Below are 10444 nucleotides of genomic sequence, written 5' to 3'. Positions count from 1 at the left end.
AAGGAAAGCGACAGGTCAATATGACTGGCATCCAAGGAATACAAGGGATTCTTAAAGCGAAATTTATGAGCTACTTTTGAGTGTTCATAGTATTTAAGCAACTTGTAAAATAGCTGTTGATACAAGGCAGCAGGCTGCTGCTCATTGATTCGTGCCAGCGTGCTTCGGGGAATAGACTTTGCTCCGAGATGACTCAGCTTTTCCTGTTGGCACTCCAAATTGGATTGAATATCTCTCAGACTTTGCCTACAAGAGAATTGAGACATCAATATGGCAATAAACTGATCCCACCGGGAAGCCGCTCTAAATTTCTGTCCAACATGGTGTACTTTAGCAAGTTGTTCAAAATCCTGTCGCACAACAGGTTTAATTAGCTCATGAAATACGGTATTCTGATGTGACAAAACCTGAATCCTGGTCGTTAAAGTGTTTGTTTACACTCATATTTTAACTGTTAGGACTCAGGTTTTTTTATTTAAAGCAAACTATGGGACAGCAGTGAAAAGCACCATACCTTTTGCAGGCATGATGCTTGAATTTTTAGTTACATTGCGCCAGTGCATCTTTATGGAAATGATCGCGCAGGGTCAGGAAGTTTTTCTGTACCGTGGCATCATGCAGGTCAAAATTATGGGCGGTGCTGGTGCCATCTTGGGCAAAGGTAGCTGAACCGGCTGAAATGAGGGTGTTGCCTTTAAATGCCCATTGTTCAATTGAGCGGCCGGCTTTGAGCTGCCCTCTAAATTCAATCACGCATTTATCAATAAACTTGGTCAGTTTGGCCGAGTTATGCGTGGTGTCTGGATAGACCTCAAGATTTTGGACTTCTTGTAATACCCCCGCTTGTAGTTGTGGAATGACTGGCGCAGAGGTACATGCACCCAGAGAAAGGCAAGTTAGACCAGATAAAATTAAAGTTTTAAGTTTCATAAGCTTCTTTCTTGTTGAGTGTTTTCAGTTTGAGTATAGGGAATATGGAAGGAAAAGCCTATAGGTATGACCTATAGAATAGTGGTACTTAAGAGAAGGAGGAGAGAATTAACTGTAAAGTGAGTAGTGGCGTGTTTGTAAGGTCAGTAATTGAGGTTTTAAATGATTTAAATCTTCATTGAGGCCTACACGTTTTGCCAGAGGGTCAACTAATCTTCTTGTATCATGAGTGCTCGGCAATGGAACGACATTCAAGGCTTGGGAGAGCGCTTTAAGTTGTTGGCGTCTAGAAACACTTGAGCATGAGTATCTGCGGAATTTTTCTAATAGAAAAAACAGTCGGCGCTTTTCTAAGGGGTTTAAACTGGAACTCACAGCAGGTAGTAGTTCTGAATATAATAATGCTTCAGCAACGGGTTTAACCTGCTCGAATGTTGCAGAATTCAATGGCTGCTTTAATAGTGCTTTTAAAGCATGCTCAAATTCCAGCTGATTCATTGTGTCAATCTCCCAGGTCTGAAAGAAGCGAAATCATATATTGAATATTAGAATCTAATTGCTCAGGTGTAACGTAATAGTCTTTAGCATTATTTGCTATTTCTTTGAACTGCTCAAGCGAAAACTTGTTTCTTGCATATAATGCTTGAATATCTTCGATGTCTCTGTCAGACAAGCGTGCCAATTTAGAAACAGCCAAATCTACGCCAGATACGAGATAGACCTCTACGATACTTTCAGCGGTTAAGGGGATAACTCGTTCCCTGTAATCAGGATCGATGGAGGCAAGGCTGGTATTAAATCCACTGTCAAATTCTAAATTTGTTTCAAGATTATTATGATCCAGATATTCAATATCATTATTTTCTAGAAATAAGAAAATATCTTCTTTTTTTAATTGGCTGATCGATTGGATTTCAGCATCAATATCATTACTACCTCGAACATTGGTGTGGATGTGAAACGCACAGCCACCAAAAATAAATGCCTTAACGGCACCATGAGGAAGATATTGATGATTCATTGAAATCCAATCCTCAAGCTCTTGAAAGAGCTTGAGGATTGCAAGGGTGATAGGTGAGTCGTTATAAATACTCATCTTTAGTGTTGAAGCACCGAAATATCCGCCACTTTGGTAAACAAGTCACGCAGCTGAGCAAGCAGACGTAAACGGTTTGCTTTCAGGTCAGCATCATCCGCCATCACCATGACACCGTTAAAGAATGCATCAACAGGCGCACGAAGTGCAGCAAGTGCAGAGAGCGCAGCAGTGTAATCTTTAGAAGCAAACAGTGGCTCAACCACTGGTGTGATTTTCGCAAGTTCAGCGAACAATGCCTTTTCAGCATCTTCAACCAGATTTGCTTCAAGCACAGCGCCTTCATGTGCCGCTTCTTTAGCAAGAATATTGGCAACACGCTTATTCGCAGCAGCAAGTGCAGCCGCTTCAGGCAGTGCACGGAAGTGATTTACTGCATTGACACGTTTGTCAAAATCAAGCGGTGATTTTGGCGACAACGCTTGAACGGCTTGAATCACATCAACAGCCACACCTTGGTCTTCGTATTTGGCACGGTAACGACCTTCAAGGAATGCAACCGCATCGTTTAAAGTCTTATCGTGATCTTTGAGTACATCGCCATACGCAGCTAAAGCAAGTTTGATCAAGTCTTCAATTGATACATCAAGCTCGTTTTCAGTCACTAGACGTAAAATACCAATTGCAGAACGACGCAGGGCAAACGGGTCTTTCGAACCTGTAGGCGCTTGACCAATACCGAAAATACCGGTGAGCGTATCTAAGCGGTCTGCAAGCGCAATGGTTGTCCCAGTTTTGGTTTTCGGTAAAACATCACCAGCGAATTTAGGCAAGTACTGCTCGCCAAGTGCTTCAGCCACTTCATCATTTTCGCCTTCAAGACGTGCGTAGTAAGTACCCGCGATGCCTTGAAGTTCTGGGAATTCACCCACAAGTTCAGAGGTTAAGTCGCATTTCGCAAGAAGTGCCGCTTTTTCAGCATCAGCCGCATTTGCACCTGTAATTGGCGCAAGCGCAACAGCAAGTTTGGCAATACGTTCAGATTTGTTCCAAAGCGTACCGAGTTCTGCCTGGAATACCATATTCGCCAGTTTCTCCTTACGAGAAGCAAGCGGTTGTTTTTGGTCTTGCAGGAAGAAGAATTCAGCATCCGACAAACGTGGACGAACCACTTTCTCGTTACCTTCAATGATCTGTGATGGGTCTTTCGACTCAATGTTTGACACAGTAATGAAGTACGGTTGAAGTTTATTATCGCTGTTCACCAAGCAGAAGTACTTTTGGTTGTCCTGCATGGTTGTGATGAGTGCTTCTTGAGGAACTGCAAGGAAGCGTTCTTCAAAGCTTGCACGAAGCGCAACAGGCCATTCAACAAGAGCAGTTACTTCATCACGAAGGTCGCTTGGTACAATCGCAATGGCATTCACTTCATCAGCCAATGCTTTCACTTGTTGGTCGATGATTGCTTGACGCTCTTCAAAAGATGCCACAACGTGCGCAGCTTTTAACTTGGCAAGATATTCATCTGCATGCGCTAAAGTGATTGCTTCAGGGGCATGGAAACGGTGACCGTAAGTCACGTTACCTGCTTTATGATCTTGAATGGTTGCATCAACAACGTCGTTGTCTTTCAGCAATACCACCCATTTTACAGGACGTACGAATTCAGTACGGCTTGCTGCAGAACGCATGCGTTTTGCGATTGGAAGATTATCCAAAGCCGCTTGTAAAATTTGCGGTAAAAGTACGTCTAGGCTTTGACCTTTGACATCTTTTAAGTAGCAAACTTTTTCAACTTTACCTGCTTGGAAAGTCGATACTTGATCAACCGTAATGCCTTGACCACGCATAAAGCCTTCTAAAGCTTTGGTTGGTTTGCCTTCCGCATCATACGCCGCTTGCACAGCAGGGCCGTCAAAACGTTTTTGTGTGTCGGCTTGCGCGCCATCAACATTGACAATTTTAAGTGCTAAACGACGTGGTGCAGCATAGGCTTCGATTGAATCGAAAGCCAGACCTGCATCTTTTAAGCCTTTAACCGTTTCTGCCTGTAATGCATCACGTAATTTTTTCAGGCTTTTTGGTGGGAGTTCTTCACAGCCAAGTTCAAATAAAACAGTATGTTTAGACATTATTTGTTCTCCGCTGATTTTTCTGCTTGTGCGGCTTCCGCCTCAACCTGTGCTTTTAACTGTGCCAGAACTTCATCACGTAAGTGTGGTTCCGCCATTGGGAAACCAAGCTCTGCACGTGCGGCCACGTAGCTTTGTGCAATGGCACGCGCCAGTGTACGGACACGTAAAATATAACGCTGACGCTCAGTCACAGAAATCGCACCACGCGCATCAAGCAGGTTAAAGCTGTGTGATGCTTTCACCACTTGCTCATAGGCAGGAAGTGGCAGTTTCGCTTCCATCAAACGAGAGGCTTCTGCTTCATAGAAGTCGAACAGTTCAAACAGTTTGTCGACTGGCGCATATTCAAAGTTATAGGTCGATTGTTCTACTTCGTTTTGATGGAACACATCGCCATACGTGACCGTACCGAACTGACCTTTGGTCCAAACCAAATCGTAAACCGAGTCTACACCTTGCAGGTACATCGCCAGACGTTCTAAACCGTAAGTGATTTCACCCGTGACCGGATAACATTCAACACCACCGACTTGCTGGAAATAAGTGAATTGCGTGACTTCCATACCATTCAGCCAAACTTCCCAACCTAAGCCCCAAGCACCGAGTGTTGGTGATTCCCAGTTATCTTCGACAAAACGGATGTCGTGAACCAAAGGATCAATCCCGATGGCTTTTAAAGAATCCAGATACAGCTGCTGGATGTTGTCCGGGTTTGGCTTTAATACCACCTGGAACTGGTAGTAGTGTTGCAAACGGTTCGGGTTTTCACCATAACGGCCATCTTTTGGACGACGTGAAGGTTGCACATAAGCGGCATTCCAGGTTTCAGGCCCTAATGCACGTAGGAAAGTTGCAGTGTGGAATGTTCCTGCACCCATTTCCATGTCGTAAGGCTGCAACACGACGCAGCCTTGCTCCGCCCAGTAATTTTGTAAGGCAAGAATTAAGCCTTGGAAAGTATCAATATGCGATATGGCGCGACTCATGGTCATCCACTTAAAATTAGAGAAAAATTGTGCTCAATTATAAGGATTTTGGCGGGAGGTAGCAAAGGTTATCCATACAATGCTGGCGCTTTGATCAGAAAGCGAAGCCTAACCGAAAAATCGCCATGAAAAATTAGTAGAGAAACCGACATTCGGTTGATCTGTCTATCCACAAAAAACGGATTTTGATCTGTAGGATTCGGGGAAAACCCAGCATTGTCATTTCAGTCATTTTTCTCAAAGATTGGTTTCATCTGGTGTATACAGCGCAATCATCTGCGCTGAACGGTGTATACGCAAAAACGATGTTTTTAAAATGAAGGGCTTATCAATTTTTTCTAAAAAGAGGATGATTCAGTGTGCCTATACTGATATACATCTCAACAGAAAAATTCATAATTATAAGATATAGAATGAATACATCTTATAAGCTGCTTCATTTTATAATGGCGGCCGTCGCCAAAATCACAAAGGATTCCCGTGTTTCATCCGCAATCTGAATGGTTAGAAATCTTAAAACCCAATTTCAAATTACTGCCGCTGAAAGAACGTCTGTTGTGCGGATTGGGTGCTTTGCTGGGCTTAAGTTTATCTTCACTGATCAGCTTATGGATTCTGGGCGATATTAATGCCTGGTATATCGCGCCGATGGGTGCGTCGTCAGTATTGCTGTTTGCGGTGCCGGCCAGTCCGCTGGCACAGCCGTGGAATATGGTGATTGGCAATACTATTGCCGGCATTATTGGTGTGACTTGTGCGCTGTATATTCCGAATCTGACCGAAGCCTTTAGTGTGGCGGTGGCCTTATCTATTATTTTAATGATGTCGACCGATTCGCTGCATCCACCGAGTGGTGCTGTGGCGATTACCGCAGTATTGGGCGGTGAGGCGGTCAGTGAACTGGGCTATTTATTTATCTTTTATCCGGTGCTGTTAAATTCGCTGTTATTGCTGTTGGTGGCAATGATGTTTAACCGACTGACTGGCAAGCAATATCCACACAAGGCCCAGCTGAATCTGCGCTCGCAAGACCCGACCCCGACCCAGAAAGTCACCATTCAGCCGCAAGATATTCATCATGTGCTGGAGCATCAGACCGAGCTGCTGGACATTAGTGAATATGACTTGCAGAAAATTATTCTGGAAGCGCAATATCAGGCCAATGCGCGTATGCAGGATGAAAACGTGCAGGAATGGCGCTGTGAAGATATCATGACCCATGATGTGATTACCTTGCAGCAGGATGATGATATCCAGCTCGCGCTAGACAAGTTCAAGCAGGTCAATTTAATGAGCTTGCCGGTGGTAAATGCCGAGCAGCAACTGGTCGGCACATTGGCACTGTATGAAGTGGTGGAATGGTTTAAACATGCTACCGATGTGCGGATGTCATGGCAGCATCAGGTCAAACACATTATGAACCGCAAGGTGGTGACGGTAAAACCACATCAGAGTATTGCCGATCTGGTCCCGTATTTTGTGGAACGTTCGTTTAACTATATTCCAGTGGTGGAACAGCAGCAGCTGGTCGGGATTATTAGCCGCGCCGATATGATTGCCGCCATGAACCAGCGTCTGATCTGGCTACGCAGCAAAACTACGGAAAGTTAAAGCCAGAAAAAAGAAGCTACGGTAATAGGGGTCCACCGTAGCTTTAAACTGTGCAAGAAAAATGAAGATTAACGGTAACTGTTCTGATCTTCATGAATGGTACGTACCGGATTGCGATAGCCATTCACGTGTTCAATTTCAGCTTTCTTTTTCGGCATCACCAGCCACAGTACCAAGTACACCAGAATACCCGGGAAGGCGGCACTCATAATGGATACCAACACAAAAATAATGCGGAGTAAATTTGCATTCCAACCAAAACGTTCAGCAATACCACCCATTACACCTGCAATCATGTTTGAGCGGTTAGAGCGGTATAAACCAACATTGGCCATTGAGGTCTCCTTAAAAAATAAAATGGTGAGTCAATCAACAACTCATAAAATAAAAATGGCGACCTATTTCCGTTTTTAAAGGGTCAATGCGCTATAAATCGTTAATTTATGTAAATAAAATGACACGGTATAAATATTGCGCTTTAAAATCTTGAAACAGGTCTACAAAAACTGTAGATTTGGGTGAAAATTCATGTAATTTCAATAGCTTCGCTGTGTGCCCATCAATCTGATGCAAAGGCATACGGTGGCTATTTTTATTGATACCCGGGAGACACCATATTGGCTGTGCATTGTTCGAAATGGTTATGGGGAATCTGTTGCCTGTCTTTGGCCGCTTGTGACCCGACGTTTAACAGTCAAGAAGGAGAGGAGGCACAGCCGTTTACACCCGTGGCAGACCTGCAGGTGACAGAAGATGCGCCAAGTAAGCGCCTGAGTGAAGTGGCTGGCCAGCCGGTATTTCCATCTGCAGAAGATGCCGATAAAGCCGTGGTGCCGGAAGCGGCCTTGGCCTATGTCGGCCGGTATCAGGTAAAAATTAGCTGTGAAGATGCCTATGTCAAATGCGAGACCGGTACAGCCGATTTTATTCTGACTTTATTGCCCGATGGCACCGCACATCGTTCCATTGTCTATCTGGGCCGGGTCATGGCCGGTGCACAAATGAATTATCATCTGGATTACTGGATGTATGATGAAACCACACACCAGATTATTGTGCATCGCAGTAATGGGGTGGAAATTTTTTATGATATTGATGACACGCAGAATCTACGCATGGATTTAGAAAAAATTGCCACAGTATCGACGGTAAATCAGCAGTATTTTTCCCGTAATCCTTTACCGGCACATGCTTATTATCTGGAAAAGTCGGCCGATTAAAAAAGCAGATTGAGCGTTCTTTCATCCACATTAATATTGAGGTTGTAGCGCAGATACGATGCAGCCCAGCATATAAATGTGCAATGCAGAGTAGGGAAGCGAAGATATTTATTTTGGAAGATAAATGGTGGGTCGTCCGCGACTCGAACGCGGGACCAACGGATTAAAAGTCCGCTGCTCTACCAACTGAGCTAACGACCCTGAGGAATAAAAAATAAGCTGCTTATTTTTTAAGATGCAAGAACTGGAGTTTTTGCAGAGTTCCTAAGGAAATATGGTGGGTCGTCCGCGACTCGAACGCGGGACCAACGGATTAAAAGTCCGCTGCTCTACCAACTGAGCTAACGACCCATCTTAGGCTTTCAAATGAGTGGTGGGTCGTCCGCGACTCGAACGCGGGACCAACGGATTAAAAGTCCGCTGCTCTACCAACTGAGCTAACGACCCATATCATTTGATGGAGCGTATTGTAGCAAGATCTCGTTTGAGCGCAAGTAAAAAATAAAAAAGTTGTCTATGTTTGATTATAAATGAAACAAATCCATGCTAGGGAATCAAAAAATAGACAACTTTGGGCTTAGAAGCGGTATTGATAGGTTTGAATCTGCTCGAAAATTTCCGGGGTTAGATCAGTATAAGCCGCTGCACCGGGCAGCAACACCAGCAAACGATCCGTGGTAGCTGCCGGATTAAATGCCTGTTCTTTGAGCTTGTTTTTCTGATATTTAAAAGTGCCGGTGGTTTCAACCTGGGCCTGAATCCGTAAAAATACCGGAACCGCATAGCCGGGCAGGGCCTGTTTAAACTGGCTCACCATCTGCTGTAGGTCATGTTCATCCAGTGTTGCATCGGCATTTAAGGTAATGGCCGCCATTCCGGCCCGACCATTGGTTTCTGGAATTTCTACGCCGTAGACCACCGCTTCGGCAATTTTGTCATAATCGCAGAGTATATTTTCCACTTCGGTGGTGGAGACATTCTCGCCTTTCCAGCGGAAGGTATCCCCGAGGCGGTCAACAAACTGGGCATGACGGAAGCCGATATTTCGTACCAGATCACCGGTATTAAAGTATTGATCGCCACGCTGGAAAACACCTTTTAAAATCACCGCCTTGTTTTTTTCCGGATCGGTATAGCCATCAAACGGCGAACGGCGGGTAATTTTGCCAATCAATAAACCAACTTCACCTTTTTTGACTTTCTGGCACCAGCCGCGCGCATCCCGGACCGGTTCATTTTTTTCTTTATCGAAAGCCACAATCGCATAGGGGGTTGGAGAAAAGCCAACGGTATTGTCAAAGTTAAAGATGTTGCTAAAGCCAACATTGCCTTCACTGGAGGCATACAGCTCCAGAATTTCTTCAATCCCAAAGCGCTGTTTAAACTTGTTCCAAATGTTCGGGCGCATACCGTTCCCAATCATTTTGGTAACACGATGGTCCTGATCCAGCGCAGATGGCGGTGCATCCATCAGGTAGCGGCACAGCTCGCCGACATAACCAATGGCAGAGGCATTAAATTTCTGTACATCTTTCCAGAAGCTGGAGGTGGAATATTTACGTCGAATTGCCAGGGTTGCGCTACCGGCAATTACGCCGCACCAGCACACCACAATACCAGTGGCATGATACAGCGGCAGGGTCACATACATGACATCTTTTGGATTCAGATTCAGTACATGGCCGTAGGTGCCATAGGCCAGGGTCCAGCGGCTATGGGTGAACACCACGGCTTTCGGCAGGCCGGTGGTTCCCGAGGTATAGATATAAAACAGGCCATCTTTGCCCTGGACGGAATGCGTGGTCGGCGGATTGAATTTCGGAAAATGGTCGATCTTTTCGGCCAGATTGTTAAAGCCTTTCGGAGCTTTGCCCGCATCGCGCTGGGTTTCCTGATCGGCAAACCAGTCCAGACGATCTGCCGGCAAATCCAGCGCCTGACGAATCTCCTCTACCGCAGCACGGCATTCTTCGCCAACAATTAGCGCGACCGGTTTGACCAGATTGATGCTATGGGTCAGCACCTTGCCGACCTGTGAGGTGTTTACCAGTGCAATGGTGACGCCAATTTTGGCCAGACCGATGACAGTCGCGATCAGTTCCGGGCGGTTTTCCAGCATTACCGCAATCACATCGCCTTTGCGTGCGCCTTGTGACAGATAATAGTGGGCAATCTGGTTGGCCCATTCATTCAGGGCTTTGTAGCTAAAGCGCTGCTCTTCAAACATTAAAGCCAGACCATGCGGATTACGTTTGACCGCTTTTTCAAAGGCAATGCCCAGACCGGCAGGGGTGGATGGCGTTCGTAAATAGGCTTGACTCAGACCCTGAATAAGATTCGGGACTTTGCCGATAAACTTTGGAATTTTGGCGGCGACATCGGCCAGACCAATAAGATCATGTTGTGTTGTATGGCTCATATGAATCCTATTTATTCTCGACATCCAATCTGTAGTTCTAGCGCATGAATATTGCACTTTAAGGTTTTAATCGTTTCGTTGTAGTGTAATCAACCTAATCTGACAAA

At 45.1% G+C, this 10444-nt stretch carries 10 protein-coding genes and 3 tRNA genes; 2 read left to right on the top strand and 11 right to left on the bottom strand.

Annotation, left to right across the window (positions count from 1 at the left end; all coding sequences use genetic code 11):
- The 6 genes from FTU54_RS07825 to glyQ all read right to left on the bottom strand — a co-directional run.
- Nucleotides 1-404, bottom strand: a 404-nt coding sequence (locus FTU54_RS07825; RefSeq protein ID WP_155858690.1) for a DUF4372 domain-containing protein, incomplete at its 3' end; no start/stop codon positions are given.
- 136 nt (nt 405-540) lie between these two features.
- A complete protein-coding gene (locus FTU54_RS07820) occupies nt 541-930 on the bottom strand; it encodes a hypothetical protein (RefSeq protein WP_005181941.1) in 390 nt (129 codons plus the stop codon).
- Nucleotides 931-1038: 108 nt separating this feature from the next.
- Nucleotides 1039-1428 carry a hypothetical protein gene (locus tag FTU54_RS07815; RefSeq protein ID WP_005181943.1) on the bottom strand — a complete coding sequence of 130 codons (390 nt, stop codon included), beginning with the start codon at nt 1426-1428 and terminating at the stop codon, nt 1039-1041.
- A 4-nt stretch (nt 1429-1432) separates the two neighbouring features.
- Nucleotides 1433-2026, bottom strand: a complete 594-nt coding sequence (locus tag FTU54_RS07810; RefSeq protein WP_168396756.1) for a DUF6036 family nucleotidyltransferase — start codon at nt 2024-2026, stop codon at nt 1433-1435.
- Nucleotides 2027-2028: 2 nt separating this feature from the next.
- On the bottom strand, nt 2029-4098 hold the full coding sequence (glyS, locus tag FTU54_RS07805; RefSeq protein WP_180047362.1) for a glycine--tRNA ligase subunit beta: 2070 nt from the start codon (nt 4096-4098) through the stop codon (nt 2029-2031).
- Nucleotides 4098-5087, bottom strand: coding sequence for a glycine--tRNA ligase subunit alpha (gene glyQ, locus FTU54_RS07800; RefSeq protein WP_127801778.1), 990 nt, complete (start codon nt 5085-5087; stop codon nt 4098-4100). Before glyQ ends, glyS begins: the two co-directional genes overlap by 1 nt.
- A gap of 480 nt (nt 5088-5567) precedes the next feature.
- On the opposite strand from glyQ, the gene FTU54_RS07795 reads away from it, so the two are divergent.
- Entirely contained in the window at nt 5568-6698 is a 1131-nt protein-coding gene (locus FTU54_RS07795; protein WP_005181952.1) for an HPP family protein, read from the top strand.
- 68 nt (nt 6699-6766) lie between these two features.
- On the opposite strand, the gene FTU54_RS07790 is transcribed toward FTU54_RS07795, so the two are convergent.
- Nucleotides 6767-7033: a PspC domain-containing protein gene (locus FTU54_RS07790; protein WP_005181954.1), complete on the bottom strand. Its 267-nt coding sequence runs from the start codon at nt 7031-7033 to the stop codon at nt 6767-6769.
- 288 nt (nt 7034-7321) lie between these two features.
- Between FTU54_RS07790 and FTU54_RS07785 the strand changes: the two genes are divergently transcribed.
- Nucleotides 7322-7918, top strand: coding sequence for a hypothetical protein (locus FTU54_RS07785; RefSeq protein WP_373685791.1), 597 nt, complete (start codon nt 7322-7324; stop codon nt 7916-7918).
- Nucleotides 7919-8043: 125 nt separating this feature from the next.
- Here FTU54_RS07785 and FTU54_RS07780 read toward each other — a convergent pair.
- The 4 genes from FTU54_RS07780 to FTU54_RS07765 all read right to left on the bottom strand — a co-directional run bounded on the left by FTU54_RS07780 (nt 8044) and on the right by FTU54_RS07765 (nt 10337).
- Nucleotides 8044-8119, bottom strand: a tRNA-Lys gene (locus tag FTU54_RS07780).
- Nucleotides 8120-8193: 74 nt separating this feature from the next.
- Nucleotides 8194-8269, bottom strand: a tRNA-Lys gene (locus tag FTU54_RS07775).
- Between the two features lie 20 nt (nt 8270-8289).
- Nucleotides 8290-8365 (bottom strand) — tRNA-Lys (locus tag FTU54_RS07770).
- A 130-nt stretch (nt 8366-8495) separates the two neighbouring features.
- On the bottom strand, nt 8496-10337 hold the full coding sequence (locus FTU54_RS07765; protein ID WP_180074603.1) for a long-chain-acyl-CoA synthetase: 1842 nt from the start codon (nt 10335-10337) through the stop codon (nt 8496-8498).
- Nucleotides 10338-10444: the final 107 nt, after the last annotated feature.

The organism is Acinetobacter sp. YH12116 (genome assembly GCF_013418895.1).
GTDB lineage: Bacteria > Pseudomonadota > Gammaproteobacteria > Pseudomonadales > Moraxellaceae > Acinetobacter > Acinetobacter indicus.
Note: the sequence above shows the minus strand (reverse complement) of the source record. Positions and strands in the feature narration are given on the sequence as shown.

Bases quoted from the DNA above. Each gene is read 5' to 3' on its own strand.
- FTU54_RS07820 (WP_005181941.1), bottom strand. From the start codon at position 930: ATGAAACTTAAAACTTTAATTTTATCTGGTCTAACTTGCCTTTCTCTG.
- FTU54_RS07815 (WP_005181943.1), bottom strand. From the start codon at position 1,428: ATGAATCAGCTGGAATTTGAGCATGCTTTAAAAGCACTATTAAAGCAG.
- FTU54_RS07810 (WP_168396756.1), bottom strand. From the start codon at position 2,026: ATGAGTATTTATAACGACTCACCTATCACCCTTGCAATCCTCAAGCTC.
- glyS (WP_180047362.1), bottom strand. From the start codon at position 4,098: ATGTCTAAACATACTGTTTTATTTGAACTTGGCTGTGAAGAACTCCCA.
- glyQ (WP_127801778.1), bottom strand. From the start codon at position 5,087: ATGAGTCGCGCCATATCGCATATTGATACTTTCCAAGGCTTAATTCTT.
- FTU54_RS07790 (WP_005181954.1), bottom strand. From the start codon at position 7,033: ATGGCCAATGTTGGTTTATACCGCTCTAACCGCTCAAACATGATTGCA.
- FTU54_RS07765 (WP_180074603.1), bottom strand. From the start codon at position 10,337: ATGAGCCATACAACACAACATGATCTTATTGGTCTGGCCGATGTCGCC.